Genomic DNA, 19,982 nt, shown 5'->3' on the forward strand with positions numbered 1-19,982 from the left:
TACATAAGAGATTTTATTCAGTTGCTACCCTCACGGGTAGTTTTTTGAAAGAGACGAAAAAATTACACCTAGGGTTATTTTTGAACTTGTTTTAGTATCATTTAGCGCAAAAGTATTTGCGCTAGAATATGAAAATGTGTACACTTTAAGTCCAACAGCTTCTTTACTAATTGGTTTAGTTTCATCATTATAGAAAAAAATAGTTAAATCCTCTTTCAACATTTGCACTTAATTCGCTCTCCCCCTTTCCTCTTCATTACTTATTTGTTGTTGGTTTAACTTTATATTTTTGTTCCCAAACGAATAAGACACTGAGAATCGGACATACTGTGTGTCATAATATTGTTTGAAAGTTTGAAATACATTTTGAGTAGTATTCGAAAGTAACATGCGATCTGTACCCAAAATATTATTGGCATTTACTACACACTGTAGTTTTTTATCGAATAGCAAAAGCTTAATCCCTGCTGATACATTAGCATTAGCACTCATTCGATTTCCTGCATATTTGGAGGCAAAATCTTGTTCATAACTAATTTCAGCGGTTAGTGTTTTGGCAGCATTGAGGGTCAAACTACTCGTACTCATAAAATAAGCACCCCAACCGCTATACTTCGGTTTTAGGTATATGGTATGTATATTTGTTTCCGTGTAAAAAGTATTGAACTCCAATGTAGTGGTCCACCAGGGGAATACATCTATACTGGTATAAAGGTTTAGGTTGGCAATATGAGCGGAATAGTAATTTAGGCGAACGAATTTCTGAAAATTGTGCTCCTCATTGTGAATGGTTAATTGACCAAATCCATTGGTTGTATGGGTATAAGACAAAGTCGTAGAGAGTTTTTTGTTATAGGAATGAGACAATTCGACATTCGTATTGAACGCTGGCTGTAAAAAAGGATTTCCTTCTTCATAAGACGTCGTATTGAGATACCATCGAGCGGGATTCAAATTTCCATAAGGAGGACGTGTTATTCGCTTGCTATATTTCAACGTAACATCATGATTACTGTTTAGCTGATAGGAAACATACACGGTGGGGAATAATTTACTATATTTATTCCTATGGGTCTGATCCATACTAAATGAATCGCCTTTATTTTGAGTCGCCTCAGCGCGTAACCCTACCTTTACTTGCCATTTTTCTCCCCATGATTTAGTACCCGAAAAATAGAGTGCTTGTGTATTTTCTCGATACATAAATTGATCTTCTTGCTGATTGAGAGGCTGTAGATCCTCAGCCAGGCTAATAGCAAGAGTGCTATTCGTTTTAGTCATACTCAGTTTTGCGCCAAATTCTAAGGTTGCCCAAGTATAGGGAAGTTCAAAATCAAGTTGCGTCGCCCAATTTTCAATCCGTTGTGTACTGTTATTGTTTAACAAAGTTGTACTAACTAACTCATCATCCCGCTTTCGTTTTTCAGCTGTTTGTTTGCTCTCTTTATCAAAAGAATACACGAAATAATCGGCATCTAAGGTATACTTTTTACCCAACGTATCTATTTGAGTAACCAAAGATGCCGAAAAAGCATGATTGTTATTCTTATTTGATGTTTGACTAACGGAGGGCAATCTGTTTAGTAAACTCCCATTTTCTTGTTGGTAAATCAACGTATTTCCCTCTTCATCGACTTCTGGTGTTGCGCTATTCCCCATATATTGCACACTTATTTTTCGCTTATCACTGATGGCATATCCCATATTAACTATACTTGAAAAACCATTGTAGTGTACTCGATTATAAACTGTATTCTTCCAATAAGCCGTTGGATAGTAATACTGTATGTCATTGGTGTAAATTGTCTTATTTTGTAGCTTGGAAACATCGACTAAAAAGCTCCATTTTCCTTTTTGATAGTTGAAATTATTTCCAAATGAAAACAAAGGATAGGTTCCTTGGGTATACGACGTTCTACTTGTGTTACTCCAGCTGTCCAACGTTGATTTTTTCAACTTTATATTAATCAATCCTCCTTCCCCTTCTGCACTATATTTGGCAGGAGGAACTGTTAGTACTTCAATACTTTTAATATTATCACTAGCAATTCCTTTTAAAAATTGGATTAACTCCTCGCCAGAAAGAGCAATAGTCTTGTCATCCACCAATATCGTTACATTGGATTTACCAGCTAAAGCTATATTATCGTTCTTTACACGCACACTCGGCGTTATTCTCAAAGCATCTAAAGCATCCCCACCACTTGCTGAAACCGAATTTTCAACGTTAAACACCAAGCGATTCACCTTGCGTTCTATCAGCTTCTTCTTGGCTTGAATCAAAATACTATCCAACAGAACCGTTTGATCTACTGTAATCTTTCCCATATATACATCCTGAGTAAGTTGAATATCACGACTGTACTTTTGTACACCAAATTCAGCTAAGCCTAAAACATAAGAACCCTTAGCGGCTTCTAAAGTAAAATATCCCAGACTATCTGTATACGTATGAGGCATTGTAGATTGCCAATCATTGTGGAGATAAACATCCATAAATTCAACGGGTTGACTTTGGGCATTAACCACTTGTCCCTGCACTCGAAACGACTGTCCATAACTCCCATGATAACAAAACACCAAACACAGAAGAAAATAAGAAGATATGTTATACATAATAGAAATATTTTTGTTCTTCACAGATAAAAACCAAACAACAATTAGCTGATTACCAATTATTTAATCAACAAATCTAAAATACATAAGAGGTTTTATTCAGTCGCTACCCTCACGGGTAGTTTTTTGAAAGAGACGAAAAAATACGCATAGGTTTAGTTTTCGCCTTTCAATATTCGAATAGTGATTACCCATTGCTTATAACAATGAAACAACCTATTCATAGAATCCCACATTACTATTATTTTTAAACCTAAAATCCTTTTTATGAGCAATCAACATGACCACACAGAGAAGCGACAAGAAGGTCTAGACCTCCCTTCTATTGAGATTATACAAGCGTTAACTAGCATGACCTATAAAAGCATCTACATTTTAAATCACGAGAAAAGAAAATTTGAGTATATATCCGACAACCCTATTTTTTTAGCCGGCCATAGTGTTCAAGAAGTACACGCCATGGGGTTTAATTTTTACACACGATGTGTGCCTGAAAAAGAACAGGAGTTGTTAGGTCAAGTATGCAAAGTGGGTTTTGCCTTTTTTAATACACTGTCGGCTGAATACAAAAAAGACTATACGTTGTCGTGTGACTTTCACCTTATACATCAACACATTCCAAACCTATTGATCCGACAGGAAATTACTCCTTTGCAGCTAAGCTCGACAGGAAGATTGTCTAAGTCCATCTGTATGGCCTCGCTTTCTACGGCACAAGAAGCAGGAAATATAGCCGTTTATACGAAAACGCGTACACATTGTTGGAGGTTTAATGTACAACAACAGTGTTGGGAACTTGAGAAAAGCCCCTGCTTTACTCCTAAGGAACTAAGTGTATTATACGCTTCTATTCAAGGGTTTACAGTCCAAGAAATAGCTGATTTGCTCTATCTTGCTCCAGATACAATTAAATTTCACCGCAGAAAGATTATGGAGAAATGTCAAGTCAATACCCTAGCACAGGCTATTCGCTATGTGATTGTAAACAAACTGCTGTAGTCCTCCTTCCTTCCACTATTAACAAAGGATTGCTTTGGGTCTTGCCACCTACAAAACACAAACGGCGTTCGCGTTTTGTACGACAGCAGACTGCGCTTAAAAAAAGCGTTTGATTACGTGGAAAATTTGGAGGACTTCTTCGAGGGGATATTCCATAACCCCATAGTTGACATTGCGACTTGACAATTGCAACAACCCTGTATTCTCACTGTAATTCGTAATATCTTTATGTAAAATATGATCCTTTGTCACTAGGATAAATCCATACTTCGTTGGCTTAAATCCCCCTTGCCACAAATCTTTATTGATCTCTCTAGCGAGTACTTCTGCTCCATCTGGAGTGTCTTCAATATTACCTCCATTCATGGTATCTCCACTAATCTCAAAGGCTTGATAGTAGCCCAACTCAAAATAATCAATGCTAAAATCTACACTGGCAAAGTGTGATCGCAACGCAGTGGCATCCGAAAAACTGCTGATATAGGTGTTATGAGAGGAAAACGGGACTTTAAAAACTTCAATGTTCATTTTACCTCCTTGGTAAAACACAAAAGTATTGCCGCGTTTGTTGTATAAAAATTCGGGAATTTCACTTTTTGAACAATAGGTGGCATCGTTTTCCATCAGTAAATTAATACCTCTGAAATGCCCCTTGAGCACCTCTTCCTGCACAATTTTTGGCTGAGATAGAAACAAACTCCCTTCCCCGTTGAGCAACCACTTACGATTTAATATGGGAGCAAAAGTCACAAGCCTATTGATAAAACTTGTGCTAATATTTACTCTTCCGTTGATGATCTGAGAAAATGAAGACTTTTTATACCCTAATTTATGAGCTAAATCGGTATGGTTTTTAGCCAATCCTTCAAAAACCAACCATTTGATTGCTTCATTGATACGCTGAATTTTATCCATATATAAAGAATTTAATAAAAATATACGAACTGTATATGTAATAATTTAGGAAAACCAAAAACATTGTTCGTAACTTTGTTTTTATATCTAAAAGACAAAAATAAATAAAAAACGACAAAGAATAAACATTATAAGTACTAATTACGCAATAAAATCAAAATTTACTTATAAATATTAAAATTTCAAATATTTTAAAATTCGTTATTATGAAGTCAAATCTACATTTTCAATCAGCCCTCGTATTTTCCTCCGATTTACTACAAAAAGTGAACAATTGCATCAGTGAAAATCACTGTTACACGATTTGGTTTGGTCCTATTTGGGATTCGAAACAGCTACATGCCCTTTGGATGTATGTTCCCAATAAAACAAAAGCAGGCATTCACTTTCCGCCCGCTTATGTCAATACGCTTTACAAAGCGCACAACGTTTTGATTGTTCTACTCGATGAACAAGATCTAAACGTCCATCGCACTATGGGGAATACCCTATTCAAAACAAGTCTATCTCAAGATCGCCTACTCTATCAGTGTCAAGACCGCCCTTTTCCGCCTCTGTTATTTCATCCTATGGATTCGTTTATTGGGCTTTATCGCGAAAAACAAGCCTTGTTAACGTCCTACTGTCAGGATTTTGTGGCTTCTAAAATAAATGGGAGCACACTCGCTTATTTCAAAGCACTAGAGTACAACTTTGAAGTATTAGAACTCCTGCTAATTGGGGTGAAAAATACAGCGGATACCTTTACTAAACGCCTGCTACTCCTCGAGCGAATCCTCCCCCAAATGCAAACGCTTTTTGTAAAGCGCCACAGTCAAACCTATTATCTCTTAGAGGATTTGACCTTACTCAGTCAGGCTACTCAGGACATGACCTGGAGTTCTGCTCTAAAAAAAGTACAGAAAAAACTACAGCAAATTGTAGAAGAGGTTCTCGCTGAAATCGATCGAAAAACAGCCTTGGTCACTCCCAAAAAAAGCAGTAAAAAGAAACAGAACGACTCCTTTAAATACAAAGAAAAGCTACTGCCTCTTCTCGATACTCATGAAGTTGAAGAGATTTATCAGTTCCACCAAACGCTATACATTCATCAGAATAAACAAGTGAAGCACTATTACTTGCTTGCTATAACGCATAAAAAACCTTCCAAAGCGCTGTATCAGTGCATCAAAGAAGTAGCAAGGAAAGATGAAGGGGTTCACTTTACGATTCTTGCTCATACGCGTTGCTATATACAGGATAACGTTGATTTTTTCGCCTCTTTTTTTAAAGGAATACTAAAATCCAAAAACCGCGTGTATTCCAACGGATATTACCCTCAAATTCACTGGCATAAAAGTACCGTAATCGGCAATAAATTAGCTGCTTTTAAGGAAAAGATCCTCACAGATAAAACCTATGCCCTCCTATCACCGGACTGGGCAAGCTCAACGAGTGAAACCTTTATCAGCACCTCTCAGTTACACAAATACTTCGTGCTAAAGTTTCAGCTGTATATCTTACATCACCTGCGTTATTTACCAAAAACCAAACACCTAACTACGTTGTTGCACTTGGCACTTTATGCACAAAACAAAGAAGCCGCCACCCTACACCTACAGTTCAAGCAGCTGTATCCATTGCTATTTGATTATACAGCGGATCACAAGGAAGAAAAAAAATACAATTTGGTACTCGATCAAAACACCGCAAAACAACTACAACAATTCTTTACCACCCTCGAAGTGCATTGACTAGAAATAGTGCAAAATTCTACGCTTGTCCCCATTCACTTCGTCTGTCTTCTAAAAGGAGCCTATAAGCTCCTTTTCTTTATGCTCGATTTTTTCTTTTTCGCTTTACCGTAGGAAACAGAAAGGAAAAATAACGATGCTCTTCCCCTTGAGCGGTTGAACGCCTATAGGGGGATGTATATTTTTTGCAGTATTTCTGCATATTCTTTTTGGGCCTCACTGCCAAAAGTAATTCCTCCACCGCTCTTGTAGTACAACTGCTGTCCTTGTTGTTCAATAAAGCGGATCATAACAGCTGTATCCAGAGCATCTCCCGTGAACAATCCACAAACACCCGTATAATAATTACGGTCATATCCTTCTACCTCCTCGATAATTTGAACTGTTTTCTCTTTGGGAGATCCCGTGATAGATCCTGCAGGCAACAACTCGCTGAGTATATGACCTAGCTTGTCCTGCCACCCTTGTTGAAGATCCCCGCTAATTTGTGAGCTCATTTGCCACAACTCTCCTTTAGATGTCTTTAATTTATCGAGGTAGCGAAAGCGATCAACTTGTACCTTTTTAGCTACTCGGTTTAAATCGTTGCGAATGAGATCGACAATAGTATAGTGTTCTGCCGTTTCCTTTTCGTCTTGTAGCAGCTGCGCTTCAGCTTGAGGAAGTGAAGCGTCAATCGTGCCCTTCATCGGGAAGGAGTATATTCGATTTTCTTTAATTTGAACGAATGTTTCGGGTGAAAAACAAACCAATTGATCTTTTATCCACAATTTGTACTTGGCTTTACTCGCGTGAAAAACATCGCTTAATGTTCCCTCAAGTGTAATTGGCGTTGACACGGTCAGGTTAAGTAAATACGTATTTCCCTTTTGTATTTGATGCATCACACGGTCAAATTTTTGCTGATAGGTAGCAAATGCAAGGGGTTGGGAGTGCAATAAAGGCTGAACTGACTCAGCAGGCTTATCGCTATTGGTTTGATTGTTAAATTGATAACGTATTTCTTCGGCATCCAATTCATCGAGGGGAATTACTTGACCGTGTTCTCCTTTGTAATCGACAAAAAATAAAAAGGGTTTTCTTGCCTTGCCCAATTCATTCATACTCGAGATAATTGTATCTTTGATGCCCATGTTTAATGCTAAAGTGAAGGCCAAAAATACAAATTGTTTATGAGCCAAAAGAAGGAAATTATAATTATCGACAATCGGGATTCATTTACCTACAATTTGTATCAACTATTTGATGAACACCCGCTTTGTTCGGTTACTGTGGTTTATAGTGATCAGGTCAAGCTCGACGATTTAGCGCGCTACGATCAATTGGTGCTATCTCCTGGTCCCGATGTGCCACGAGCCTATCCAATTTTATTCGATATTTTGGCGCGTTATGAAGATCATAAACCCATTTTAGGGGTGTGTTTGGGACATCAGGCTATTGGCGAATATTACGGGGCAACCCTCTACAATGTGGAACAAGTATTTCACGGTCAGGCACGTTCATTAGAGCTGGTTACCCCTGATCTACTCTTTCAAAACATAGCTGACAAAACCCAAGTCGGATTATACCACTCCTGGGCACTAGCACAGCGCGATTTTCCCAAAGAACTTTTGATTACCGCAGTAAGTAGCGATAATGTGCTGATGGCATTCAGACATCAAACCAAAAATATCAGGGGAATTCAATTTCACCCTGAGTCTTATATCACCACAGCAGGAAGGCAAATGATCGCCAACTGGATTGAACAATAAACCAACTACTTCCCTTATTTAAACGTTCGAAAACGCAATACAATGCACTTCATTTTGGCTCACAATCATAAATGTTATGCCAAAATATTGTGAAGCTAAATGTAAAATGGTACATTCATTTTTTAAATAGAAACGCAATTTTTACATGGAAGCAGGAATAATACAAGACCCAAAAGTCCAAAAATATCTCCCCTATCTCGGTGCTTTAGCCATATTTATGCAGGCATTAGATGGGACAATCCTCAATACAGGTCTTCCTTCAATTGCCAAAAGCTTAGGTGAATCTCCCTTGGAGATGCAGAGTATCATTGTATCTTATACCTTGACGGTTGCATTGCTAATTCCGCTGAGTGGTTGGTTAGCCGATCGCTATGGTACCAAGCGCATTTTTATTCTTGCCGTGGCACTATTTTCTTTAGGTTCTCTCTTTTGCGCCTTATCTAATACTTTAAATGAATTGATTTTTGCTCGTATATTTCAAGCAATTGGAGGTTCAATGATGGTGCCTGTTGCGCGTTTAACCTTGCTTTACGCCTACCCCAAAGATCAACTGCTCAAGATTATCAATTTCATTACGATCCCCGCCTTAATCGGTCCTATGTTAGGTCCTACTGCTGGAGGTTTTCTCGTGGAAAAATTGTCTTGGCACTGGATCTTCCTCATCAATTTACCCGTTGGTATTATTGCTATTTTGATGGCTCGAAGTATTATCCCCAATTTTACCAATAAGGTGGAGCGCTTCGACCTCATTGGTTGGATCTTATTTAGCGGTGGCCTAACTATGCTTACCTTGGTTATTGAACGTTGGAATTCTCCTCGCCTTGGGCCAATTCAACTGATCGTCCTCTTTGTGCTCGCCCTGCTGCTAATCGTTGCCTATATCTGGTATGCCAAAAAGTGTACGCATCCTTTAATCAAGCTCGACTTGTTTAAAATTAAAACGTTGAATATTGGGCTTATCGGAAATCTAGTAACGCGTTTTGGTATCGGTGGTATGCCGCTGATGATTCCTCTGCTCTTGCAACTTGGCTTTGGCTACTCTGCTTTTTACGCAGGGTTAATGATGATTCCTCAAGCTTTATCTAACTTGATATCGAGGAATTTTGTCGTGCCCATTGTCAAGCGCTTTGGCTACAAAAAGACGTTGGTATTCAACACCATTGCCACGGGAATCCTCATCAGCCTATTTTTCTTTGTCAATGAACATACGCCTTTTTTCATTATCATCCTCTTGATGATCTGCAACGGAGCCTTTAATGCGGTACAATTCACCTCTATGAATACCATCTCCTTGGCAGATTTAGATCACACTACCTCTAGTGATGCCAATAGCTTACTTTCTGTAACACAGCAATTAGCCATCAGTTTGGGTATTTCCATCTCAGCTATGTTCTTGCAACTCTTCCGAAACAGTTCTCTTGATACCCCTGAGCATCCAACAGCCGTATTCAATTATACGTTTTTGGTCATGGGCGCATTAACGATCTTATCGAGTGTTGTATTTATGAAACTCAATAAAAATGACGGGGCAAGTTTATCGGGACCCCAAGAATGAACTGGATCAAAAAATAAACCTCAAGCCAAGGGCTTGAGGTTTCAGCAAATTAATATAAAACAACATAACTAATTAGTTATAAGGATTGCATCAGAAGCATAGAAGGCGCGTGATTTAACCAGATACTTCTCGTTTCAACCAACTTCTTCCAACTGTCTAAAGTGATGAGCATCAAATCAAATTCTTCAATAAATTCCTTAGATACCACCTTACTGCTTACAATGCGAATATGATTGGGCTTGTATTGTTCAATTAGCCTTATGTTTTCTTTAAATTCAGTGTGGTTCTCCAACTCCCCAGTAGCATCTAAAATGGACACTTGCACTTCATTATTGCGAATCATTTTTTGTGCATAGGACAACAATTTTAAATCTCCTTTGCTAAAAATAGGCAAGAATACGTGATCCATTTTTTCAAAATCTTTGTTGATTAAGATTCCCAATGGCACTTTAGTTCGGTTCATGATCTGTTGCGTACGGGCGTTAAACCACGAATTTTCAAACAATTTCTCCCGTCCTGTTACCTTGTTCAACAACACATCGGGATTTATTATTCGCGTGGTAAACCCCAAAATATTTCCGAGTACTGAACCGCGGTAAATCGAATATCCCATTTCAATCAACAGTAAATCACAGGTTTCTTGATGTACCAGGTTTACCACATCACTTTCAATGTCGTTGGACACTTTGTAATACGTTTGTACTTCTTGGTCCATTTCGGTGGACTGCTCTTGTACCGCCTCAAAGATGTCCTCCTCATAATCTTGGGTATTAAACGAGTTGAGTTCCTCACTATCAATCATATGCATCGCAGTAATACGTGTATCTGCACTAGATTTTCCCGTGAAGGCATTGGCTAGCTTCATCAATGGCGCCAAACTCAACTTATTTTCAAAGAACAAAAACACTTGATATTTTCCTATGACCACGCCCTTGTGTTGAGGCTCATCGCCTAATGGTCCAAATACTTTGGCGATTAGATCTAAAAGAGGACCTGTCATAAAGGTGGTTGCTAGTGCCATAATGACCATCATAGCAAATACTTCGCCAGTCATTACACCTAAGTCAAACCCTATATTTAGCACAATCAGCTCCATTAAACCACGGGTATTCATCAAGGCGCCAATGGTCAAGCTATCCCGCCAATTTATTCCGACAAACTTTGCCGTGATCGCGCTACCGACAAACTTTCCTACAGTGGCAACTAAAATGATTAAGCCTGTTATTTTCCACAAATACGGTTCGTTGAGCAATCCAATCTCTGTGCGCAATCCTGTATAGACGAAGAATAAGGGCAAGAATAGTACAACAGCAACATCTTCTACTTTTTCGATAAATATGGTTCTAAATTTCATATTATCAGGCATGATGGCTCCCGTCATAAAAGCACCGAATAAAGCGTGAATCCCAATTACTTCTGTACAATAAGCAGAAATAATTAAAGTCAGCAAAAAGATAGCTACGGTTCCCTTGGTCAGTATTTTACTACTTCCTTGATATTTTGCAATGCGCGCCAAGAAAGGACGAACGAGCTTAAGCATCACAATTACGTATATAATAGCCAGTCCGATGATATAAAGTGAACTTACAAAACTACCTGCTTGTACAATCGCAATGACAGCGGCCAAAATACACCAAGCAGTAATATCATCTGCTGCAGCACAGGTAATAACAATCGTGCCTATTTTGGTCTTTTGTAGGCCTCGTTCTTGTACAATACGCGCCAGTACGGGAAAGGCGGTAATACTCATGGAGATACCTAGAAATAAGCCAAAGGAGAGAAAGTCTATACCGTCAGGAGCAAAAGATTCGAAAATGTAGTAGGCTAAAGCCATTCCCAAGGCAAAGGGGATGACAATACTTGCGTGACTAATTAAGACTGCATCATGCGCTTTGTTTTTGAGTATTTTGAGGTCTAGTTCCATTCCGATGACAAACATGAAGAGAATTAAACCGATCTGGCTTAAAAAGCTCAAATTACCCAACGACTGAACGGGGAACATCACCTCGGAAAACTCCGGAAAATACGTTCCTACTAGAGAGGGTCCTAAGGCAATACCAGCGATAATTTCACCAATCACAGCTGGTTGTCCGATTTTTTTACAAATCCATCCAAAAATACGCGCCACCAATACAATGGTCACAATTTGTGCTAAAAGTAAGGCTAACGGGCTTTCAAGGTTGTGAACTAAGGTTTTTATAAAGTTTTCCCAGGCTGTACTTTCGGAAACAATCGCTTTTGTACCTACTTCTAATTTTGATCCTTGGGTGACAACCCAATAAATTAGTGCCGTACATCCACCGATAATAGAGACATAAAGGAGGGAATTCCTATATTTTGACATAATGGTTGAGGTTTATTATTTCGAAGACAAAAGTCTACATAGTATAAACATCAAACCACTCTACTGGGTTGAAAACAAGCTTTCTTGTAATGAAACGCTAAATTCTTGTAACGAAATTAAATCTTGTCCAAGAAATCGGTCTTAAAGGTCACCCCTAAGGTGAGTTCGAGCGGTTTTCCTTGCTCGGTTAAAAGCTGGGTGGTAATGAGATCATGCCCAAAGAAACGCACAATTTTAAGGGCAATAATTTCGCGTTTATTAATGCGACAAAACTTGGCTGCGGGTAAAACTTCCACCAGTTTATCCAGGGATATATTCTTTGCAATTAGCTGTTGATCTCCCTCGAGAAAGATCTCCTTATCACGTCCATCACTTTCACAGGTCTTGATATAAAGAATATCCTCAAATTGCAAGATAGCCTTACCCTTGTTAGAATTAATCGTTAAAGACGCATTGAGCTCCACAGGTTTCAACTGACGCATCGCCTTTTGTACTGCACGCTGTAGACGCTCCTTCTTAATGGGCTTGGCGATATAGTCAATGGCGTCTACCTCAAAGGCTTCCAAGGCATATTCCTTATAAGCAGTGACAAAAATCACCCCTTTATTGGTCAATAGTTGAGCCACACTTAACCCGTCCATCCCCGGCATATTAATATCGAGAATAGCCACATCAAAATCTAAAGTAGGAGCTTCTTCTACAAAAGAAACAGGATCATCAAATACTTTAACAACTTCTATCTCAGCAATTTGCTCGCATAGCATCTTTAAGTATTTCAGTCCTAATAACTCATCATCTAAGAGTATACATTTTAGTTTTGAATTCATTCAAATTAATTTTTAGATGCATAGAATGCACTTGGTCATCTTCTGATTTTTCTAATTTATAGTATGGACCATAGATCAAATGCAGGCGTTCACGCAAGGCGGAAAGTCCATACCCTCCTTTTTCTTTTCGCAGTGATCCTTTGGAGGATTTCTTATTGGAAACCACTAAATCAAACTGCCCTTTTTTTAATTTAAACAAAATGGAAATAAAAGCATCATTTCCTGTTAAATCTGCGTGTTTAAATGCGTTTTCAATAAGTTCAACACAGATTAATGGGGCAACTAAATCTTCGGTATACAGCACTTCTACTTCGCCTATATTTGAGCGAACGTCCAAACGAAACAACGGATTGAGCTTAATCTTGTTGATGTCAATCAAACGCATTGCAAATTCGTGTTCTTCTTTGAGCGTAACGAGTTTGCGCTGGCTATCGTATAAGATATAATCCAAAACTCCCGCCATCTTATCCAGGGCGTAATACGTTTGATAGGCGTGAGACTGAATGGAGTTTAAAATATTTTTAAACAAGTGGGGATCTAACCTCGATTCGAGATTTTCTAATTGTAAATACCTCAATTTGGTGTCAAATAATTCTTTTTCCTTCTCAAAAGCAACGCGTTGTTTGTTGTAATTGAGTAAAAAATACAACAGAATGCCAATCACGGCTAACAGGAGAACAATGATGAATAGATACAAATATTCCATAACCTTGTTTTAGTAGAGCTTTCGGTTTTTAGGTGCTTTCAGCTTTGGCCTTCCTTCACAATTGGTAGGTTTACCTACACTTTGATTAAACAAAAGGAGAATCAACAGGTGGCTATCCCTTTCGTTTAACAACAAACAAATGTACGGCTTTATTGGTAAATTACGCTCTTATCTCAGGAGTAAAAAAGGATCAATGCTATAGTAGAGAACAGGATGATAAACAAGAACCGTACAGCTATATCAGGACGAGACAAAGTATCAGACCAGATTTCTAGGTAATGAGTCCATAGTGTGTCCATAATGCGTCCATAGTGTGTCTATTAAAAAGCCTTGTTTTAATAGACACACTATGGACGCAGCATACATGGACTACGCTGTTATATAAAAGAAAACGAAGAGCAAGGATAGGGCAACCTCCTTGATTACAACCCGTGAACAGGCTTTTATACCAAACAAAGAGGGTGCCCTTTTGGGACACCCTCTTTTTCGGAAGTACACTGTTGTACTTTATACGTATATCGGTTTAAAAATCAATTTTAGCGATCTTAAACTCGTCTCCTCTTTTAATTAGTTTGAATTTTTCAACTGTAGTCTTTTTTTCGTATTGAACGTCATATTCAAATTCAAACTCTTTAATTTTTTCTTTTTTGTTCTCCTCTGTCATATCACCTTCTTTAAAAACAGCTTTTACTATGTGTCCTAGCTCGCCTTCACGTTGTTTCAACTTTGTAAAAAACGCTTCTTCTGTTGTAGTTTTAAAGAAATCCTCATCTAAATATTGCTTCAAATCATCATACTTTTCTTCTCCTAAATTATAATAGTACCATCCTATTAATGTCTTTCCTGCATTCTCATCCCCCAAAGCCCTACTGTTTTTTGTTTCTTTACAACTAACAAATAAGAAAATGCTACAAATAATCACAATTAAGTTTCTCATAAAATATGGTTTATAGTTAATCAATCCTTTTTCACTTCTTCCTCATCTAAAGAAAGCACTTTAAAGTTAAGAAAAATTTATGATTTTAACAAAATAAAAAACACTATTTATTAGAAACTTTTCTTCTGAAAGTAATAGGTGTATACCCAAGTTAAGGTAAAGGTTGGAATAATATCTATTCCTGGAGCAAGTTCCTCAATAAAATTGACGATAGCCCCTACTTTTCCGATTTTTCCTGGGTACATTTTCGCTAGAATAAAAGCGGAGATGGGCGCCCAAATCAGGTCCGTAAATTCACCTATTCCCGGCAACAAATAACTCGCCATTCCAAGGAGGTCAAGGAATAAACCTGTAATAAGTTGTCTTCTTTTGATTTGACTAGCGCGCACTTGTTCTTCTTGGGTCATGTAGTGTATTATTTGAGTTTGGCTGAGTACTTCTGTTCAAATTTATCAACCTTTGGTTTTACAACCAGCTGGCAATACGGATTCTCTGTCCCTTTGCGTTCAAAGTAATTCTTGTGGTAATCTTCGGCAACATAAAAGGTTGAAGCAGGACTCACGCGGGTCACAATCGGTTGATCAAATACTTTTTCGTCCCTCAAAATTCCAATATACTCCTCTGCTGCTTGCTTTTGGGCCTCATCGAGGTAGAAAATCTCACTTCTGTATTGCGTACCTACATCCTCCCCTTGTCGGTTTAATGTGGTCGGATTATGCGTCGCAAAAAAGATCTCCAACAATTCTGTATAACTTACTTCATTGTCATTATAGGTAATTTCTATCGCCTCAGCATGTCCAGTCTCCCCCGTACACACTTGCTCATAGGTTGGGTTTTCATTTTTGCCGCCAATATATCCAGGTAATACTGCTGTGACGCCTTTTAAACGCTTAAATACGGCTTCTGTACACCAGAAACAACCGCCAGCTACTATCGCTTTTTTCATCTACTTTTTACTTTTATCTCATACATTTCAGAAGTCTAAGTTATCAATTATAGCGGGAAATCTAGGTAGATTTAAAATATTTTTCTCTTTTTAATTTTTAATTGAACAAAACATTGTTAATTTGTAGCCGATCAAAAACAACAGTATGATACGAGCAACGAATATTAGAAAATCTTATGACCAACTAGAGGTTTTAAAGGGTGTTGATCTTCACATCAAAGAAAGAGAAATCATTTCGATTGTCGGCGCTTCCGGTGCTGGAAAAACAACGCTACTTCAAATCTTAGGGACATTGGATAAACCTACTATTCAGCCCAATAGCTCGCTCTTTATCCATGATACAGATGTGTTGAAATTAAACGATAAGGAAATTTCTAAATTTAGAAACCTCAACCTGGGATTTATCTTTCAATTTCACCAATTGCTTCCAGAATTTAACGCCTTAGAAAACGTGTGTATTCCTGCCTATATCGCAGGGAAAGACAGAAAAGAAACGGAAGAAGAGGCTAAAAAATTATTGGACTATTTGGGCGTGTCTCCACGTGCTCATCACTACCCATCCGAACTCTCGGGTGGAGAACAACAACGCGTCGCCGTGGCCCGAGCGTTGATCAACAAACCCAAAGTGATTTTTGCTGATGAACCTTCTGGAAATTTAGATACCAAAACAGCCGAAAACCTACACAATCTCTTCTTTCAACTCAGAGATGAGTTTAATCAAACTTTTGTAATCGTGACCCACAACGAGGAATTAGCCGATATGGCTGACCGCAAATTGGTCATGACTGATGGGGTAATCAACCCGTAAGACGCTATATTAGCCGTCTTTTTTCAACAGCTTGTATTTTCTTTATGTATTCCGCCGCTTTTAGCCTGACGGAGTCTGTGGTGTTTATTTTGGCTACAGTAGTATTTGATCACTTCATTCTGCAAACTATAGTTATTCCTGCCAATAATTCCCTAGCTTTGTCTTTATGAATCAAACAGAGCTCAAAGAATTTTTAGACGAAAAGGTAGTGTTGTACAACAATCCCTCTTTTATTGTGGATGATCCTGTACAAATTCCTCATTTATACACCCAAAAAGAAGATATCGAGATTGCTGGTTTCTTAAGTGCAACCATCGCTTGGGGCAATCGCAGGATGATCATCAAAAATGCGCATAAGATGATGGAACTCATGGGTAATTCTCCCTATGATTTCGTCATGAATCACAATGAAGATCATTTAGACGCTTTAGAAGGCTTTGTACACCGCACTTTTAACAGTACGGATTTCGTTACTTTTATCCAGGCTTTGCAACACATATACCTCAACCACGGAGGCTTAGAAGCTGTATTTAGTGATACGTCTTTCCCCCTACAAGAGCGTATCTCGAAGTTTAAAACGATATTCTTTGAAATTCAACACCAATCGCGTACCCAAAAACACATTTCAGACCCGTTAAAAGGTTCAGCTGCAAAGCGAATAAATATGTACTTGAGGTGGATGGTGAGAAACGACAATGCCGGTGTTGATTTTGGCATCTGGAAAGGCGTATCTCCTAGTGAGTTATCTTGTCCACTCGATGTACATTCAGGCAATATGGCCCGTAAACTAGGCATTTTAAAACGCACCCAAAACGATGCCAAAGCGCTATTGGAATTGGATACGGCTTTGGGTGAATTGGATCCTATTGATCCTGTAAAATACGATTTTGCGCTGTTTGGATTAGGTGCGATTGAGAAATTTTAAAAAGGTGAGGGGAAATCGTAACGAAGTGTAGATTCATCGAACACCAAAACAAAATATAAACTAGGTGAGATACACCGCATAGATTTTGTTGCTCTTTGCTCGTTGCTCGTCGCTCGTCGCTCGTTGTTCGTTGTTCGTTGTTCGTTGTAAAGCACAATTATCTTACAAATGAAGAGATTTAACAAATCGTAGCGTAGCGTAGATTCATCGAACACCAAAACAAAATATAAAATAGGTGAGATACTCCGCACAGATTTCTTTGCTCGTCGCTCGTCGCTCGTCGCTCGTTGTAAAGCACAATTATCTTACAAATGAAGAGATTTAACAAACCGCGCAAAAAACAAACCGCACAGATTTTTTTGCTCGTCGCTCGTCGCTCGTCGCTCGTTGTTCGTTGTTCGTTGTTCGTTGTTCGTTGTTCGTTGTTCGTTGTTCGTTGTAAAGCACAATTATCTTACAAATGAAGAGATTTAACAAACCGTGCGAACCGCGCAAAAAACAAACCGCGCAAAAAACAAATCGTAACGAACTGAAAATCGTAACGAAGTGTAGATTCATCGAACACCAAAACAAAATATAAGCTCGGTGAGATAAACCGCATAGATTTTGTTGTTCTTTGCTCGTCGCTCGTTGCTCGTCGCTCGTCGCTCATCGCTCGTTGTTCGTTGCTCTTTGTTCGTTGCTCGTTGTTCGTTGTTCGTTGTAAAGCATAATTATCTTACAAATGAAGAAAATAAACAAACCGTGCGAACCGCGCAAAAAACAAACCGCGCAAAAAACAAACCGCGCCTCCTAATACACCAACTGCACCCAACCCGTATGATTTTCTCCTCTATGGGTTATAATCTGATAAAAATACGTTCCACTAGGCAATAGTGTAGTACTCGAATTTGTTTGTCCAAACCATTCATTCTTGTAGTTTTTCTTCTCATACACTTTCATCCCATAGCGATTGAAAATTTGAAGAGAAACTCCTCCAAAATGGCTGATATCAAAGGTGTCATTTAATCCATCACCCTGAGGGGAAATACCTTTGGGAATTAAACAAAGATTTTTGTTTTCAATTTCGATTGTGTTCGTGCTAACACAACCTGAAGTATTGGTCATGCTTACTGTTACTCTATTTTGATTATCATGTAGTAAAGTAGCATATTTAGTCAATCGAATCGTTGGAGACAATTCCTCAATGGCTATACCGTTAATCTGCCACTGAAATTGATTTTCTAAATCTGGATGAACAACTTCAACATAAAGCTCATTTTTGGCACAATAGGAATTCAATAAAGGAGTATCGATTCGTTTAACTTCTACTGTTGCTTTTATAGGTACAGCACAATCATGCCCTACTGGGGTAAAAGTGTATGTCGTTGTTTGCTGGTTGTTAATAGCAGGTGTCCAAATACCAGAAATTCCATTATTTGATAATTCTGGTAAAACCAACGCACTTCCTTCACAGATAAAAGAAGAAAGAGTAAACTCAGGGATTAGTATATCGACTACTTCTATGGTAATAGAAGCTTCTAACGCACAAGAACCTGCTTCAGGGGTAAACGTATACGTCGTTGTTTCTTGGTTATTTGGTTCAGGAAACCATGTACCTGCTATTCCATTTTCTGAAACATTGGGTAAAATAATTGTTGTTCCGTTACATACTGTTGTTTCTAGATTAAAAATAGGCTCTATATGAGGTTCTATTATCTCAACGGTTAAAGTTACAGGGTTAACATCAGGATTATCAGGGGTAAAAGTATAGGTTGTTGTTTCTTGGTTATTAACTGCAGGCGACCAACGACCTGTATGACCATTTTCTGATTGTTCTGGTAAAATAAAAGTACTTCCCTTGCAAAACGGTCCAAATATTTCAAAAGTAGGAGGAGAAATATTTTCTATTGAAACATCATCAATAAAATAATAGGCGAATAAACCACCGCCTAAAGGATTAAAAACTTCAATCAGAGTTTCTGAACCAGAGAAAAAATTACCAATTATAAAATACTTTAAATCCGAAATTTGAGGAGTAAATTCTAATTCAATCAAATGCCAGTTTTCCTTGTCTGTAATTACCTGTGTATAATTTGCATCTGTATCACCTCTAGAAATACTTTCACTTCTTTCACTATATGATTCACTAAAGAATTTTATACCAATATTATTGGATGCTATTTCAGATAAATCTGCTAATAAAACATAAAACCTTACTCTATATGTATTACCTTCAACCAAAGACGCACTTAACTGACCTTCAATACTTTCTGTTGCGGGAAAAATATCAGGATCATCTATCATATAAGACGAAAAACCAGTCATAGCATTACCCGTTCTAGGCATTTGATACCTATTAGTTAAAACTGAATAATTGGGGTTTGAATTGCAGTATTCTGGTAAACTTGTATGAAAAATATCAGATGTTGGATTTGGGCATTTCCAAAAATTAATAGCACTTTCAAACTCTTGAGAAGAAGAATAAGTATCACAACTTAATGCTTCCTCATTCACATCTTCAAAACTAGGGTTCAATACTAAATTTTGCTGCCCATACAAAGTATGGATATAAAAACTAAAGAAAACGACGACGCAAGAAAAATATCTCATAGGTTCCTGGTTTAATAGATAAGCTATAAATATATGTTAATTTTAACAAAAAATAAAATCTGTTTTATAATATTCTTTCTAGCTCGTCGCTCGTTGCTCGTTGTTCGTTGCTCGTTGTTCGTTGCTCGTTGTTCGTTGCTCGTTGTTCGTTGCTCGTTGCTCGTTGTTCGTTGCTCGTTGTTCGTTGCTCGTTGTTCGTTGCTCGTTGTTCGTTGCTCGTTGTTCGTTGCTCGTTGTTCGTTGCTCGTTGTTCGTTGCTCGTTGTTCGTTGCTCGTTGTTCGTTGCTCGTTGTTCGTTGCTCGTTGTTCGTTGCTCGTTGTTCGTTGC

General features: G+C 38.2%; 17 protein-coding genes. 6 read left to right on the forward strand and 11 right to left on the reverse strand.

All coding sequences use genetic code 11. The annotated features are described in order from the left end of the window. Positions 1–228: 228 nt before the first annotated feature. On the reverse strand, positions 229–2,616 hold the full coding sequence (locus HX062_RS15285) for a TonB-dependent receptor domain-containing protein (protein ID WP_286468006.1): 2,388 nt from the start codon (positions 2,614–2,616) through the stop codon (positions 229–231). A gap of 267 nt (positions 2,617–2,883) precedes the next feature. Between HX062_RS15285 and HX062_RS15290 the strand changes: the two genes are divergently transcribed. Next, on the forward strand, positions 2,884–3,615 hold the full coding sequence (locus HX062_RS15290) for a helix-turn-helix transcriptional regulator (protein ID WP_286468007.1): 732 nt from the start codon (positions 2,884–2,886) through the stop codon (positions 3,613–3,615). Positions 3,616–3,711: 96 nt separating this feature from the next. Here HX062_RS15290 and HX062_RS15295 read toward each other — a convergent pair whose 3' ends face one another. Continuing rightward, positions 3,712–4,530 (reverse strand): helix-turn-helix domain-containing protein, encoded by an 819-nt coding sequence (locus HX062_RS15295; RefSeq protein WP_182626591.1) that lies wholly within the window; start codon positions 4,528–4,530, stop codon positions 3,712–3,714. 206 nt (positions 4,531–4,736) lie between these two features. Here HX062_RS15295 and HX062_RS15300 point away from each other — a divergent pair, with 206 nt between their 5' ends. Then, the gene (locus tag HX062_RS15300) at positions 4,737–6,263 is read left to right on the forward strand and encodes a hypothetical protein (protein WP_286468008.1); all 1,527 of its coding nucleotides are present in this window, start codon (positions 4,737–4,739) and stop codon (positions 6,261–6,263) included. 164 nt (positions 6,264–6,427) lie between these two features. Here HX062_RS15300 and HX062_RS15305 read toward each other — a convergent pair whose 3' ends face one another. Then, positions 6,428–7,396 carry an aminodeoxychorismate synthase component I gene (locus HX062_RS15305; protein ID WP_286468018.1) on the reverse strand — a complete coding sequence of 323 codons (969 nt, stop codon included), beginning with the start codon at positions 7,394–7,396 and terminating at the stop codon, positions 6,428–6,430. A gap of 39 nt (positions 7,397–7,435) precedes the next feature. Between HX062_RS15305 and HX062_RS15310 the strand changes: the two genes are divergently transcribed. Both HX062_RS15310 and mdtD read left to right on the forward strand, forming a co-directional pair. Continuing rightward, complete coding sequence (locus HX062_RS15310) at positions 7,436–8,014, forward strand: anthranilate synthase component II (RefSeq protein WP_286468009.1); 579 nt, start codon at positions 7,436–7,438, stop codon at positions 8,012–8,014. A gap of 145 nt (positions 8,015–8,159) precedes the next feature. Then, the gene (gene mdtD, locus HX062_RS15315) at positions 8,160–9,569 is read left to right on the forward strand and encodes a multidrug transporter subunit MdtD (protein ID WP_286468010.1); all 1,410 of its coding nucleotides are present in this window, start codon (positions 8,160–8,162) and stop codon (positions 9,567–9,569) included. Positions 9,570–9,645: 76 nt separating this feature from the next. On the opposite strand, the gene HX062_RS15320 is transcribed toward mdtD, so the two are convergent. The 6 genes from HX062_RS15320 to msrA all read right to left on the reverse strand — a co-directional run bounded on the left by HX062_RS15320 (position 9,646) and on the right by msrA (position 15,329). Further along, a complete protein-coding gene (locus tag HX062_RS15320; RefSeq protein ID WP_286468011.1) occupies positions 9,646–11,913 on the reverse strand; it encodes a cation:proton antiporter in 2,268 nt (755 codons plus the stop codon). A gap of 116 nt (positions 11,914–12,029) precedes the next feature. Continuing rightward, a complete protein-coding gene (locus HX062_RS15325) occupies positions 12,030–12,740 on the reverse strand; it encodes a LytR/AlgR family response regulator transcription factor (RefSeq protein ID WP_286468013.1) in 711 nt (236 codons plus the stop codon). Beyond that, positions 12,706–13,446, reverse strand: a complete 741-nt coding sequence (locus HX062_RS15330; protein WP_182626597.1) for a sensor histidine kinase — start codon at positions 13,444–13,446, stop codon at positions 12,706–12,708. The genes HX062_RS15325 and HX062_RS15330 overlap by 35 nt, the downstream gene beginning before the upstream one ends. A 523-nt stretch (positions 13,447–13,969) precedes the next feature. Then, positions 13,970–14,383, reverse strand: coding sequence for a hypothetical protein (locus HX062_RS15335; protein WP_182626598.1), 414 nt, complete (start codon positions 14,381–14,383; stop codon positions 13,970–13,972). A 110-nt stretch (positions 14,384–14,493) separates the two neighbouring features. Beyond that, on the reverse strand, positions 14,494–14,790 hold the full coding sequence (locus HX062_RS15340) for a hypothetical protein (protein WP_182626599.1): 297 nt from the start codon (positions 14,788–14,790) through the stop codon (positions 14,494–14,496). Between the two features lie 8 nt (positions 14,791–14,798). Further along, positions 14,799–15,329 (reverse strand): peptide-methionine (S)-S-oxide reductase MsrA, encoded by a 531-nt coding sequence (gene msrA, locus HX062_RS15345; RefSeq protein ID WP_182626600.1) that lies wholly within the window; start codon positions 15,327–15,329, stop codon positions 14,799–14,801. A 145-nt stretch (positions 15,330–15,474) separates the two neighbouring features. Between msrA and HX062_RS15350 the strand changes: the two genes are divergently transcribed. After that, a complete protein-coding gene (locus HX062_RS15350; RefSeq protein ID WP_182626601.1) occupies positions 15,475–16,137 on the forward strand; it encodes an ABC transporter ATP-binding protein in 663 nt (220 codons plus the stop codon). A gap of 166 nt (positions 16,138–16,303) precedes the next feature. Continuing rightward, positions 16,304–17,062 (forward strand): TIGR02757 family protein, encoded by a 759-nt coding sequence (locus HX062_RS15355; RefSeq protein WP_286468014.1) that lies wholly within the window; start codon positions 16,304–16,306, stop codon positions 17,060–17,062. A gap of 792 nt (positions 17,063–17,854) precedes the next feature. On the opposite strand, the gene HX062_RS15360 is transcribed toward HX062_RS15355, so the two are convergent. Next, positions 17,855–19,369 carry a T9SS type B sorting domain-containing protein gene (locus HX062_RS15360; RefSeq protein WP_502888514.1) on the reverse strand — a complete coding sequence of 505 codons (1,515 nt, stop codon included), beginning with the start codon at positions 19,367–19,369 and terminating at the stop codon, positions 17,855–17,857. Positions 19,370–19,732: 363 nt separating this feature from the next. Continuing rightward, positions 19,733–19,982: hypothetical protein (locus HX062_RS15365; RefSeq protein ID WP_286468017.1), on the reverse strand; the 250-nt coding region annotated here is incomplete at its 5' end.

The organism is Myroides sp. DF42-4-2, from assembly GCF_030326445.1.
Lineage (GTDB): Bacteria > Bacteroidota > Bacteroidia > Flavobacteriales > Flavobacteriaceae > Flavobacterium.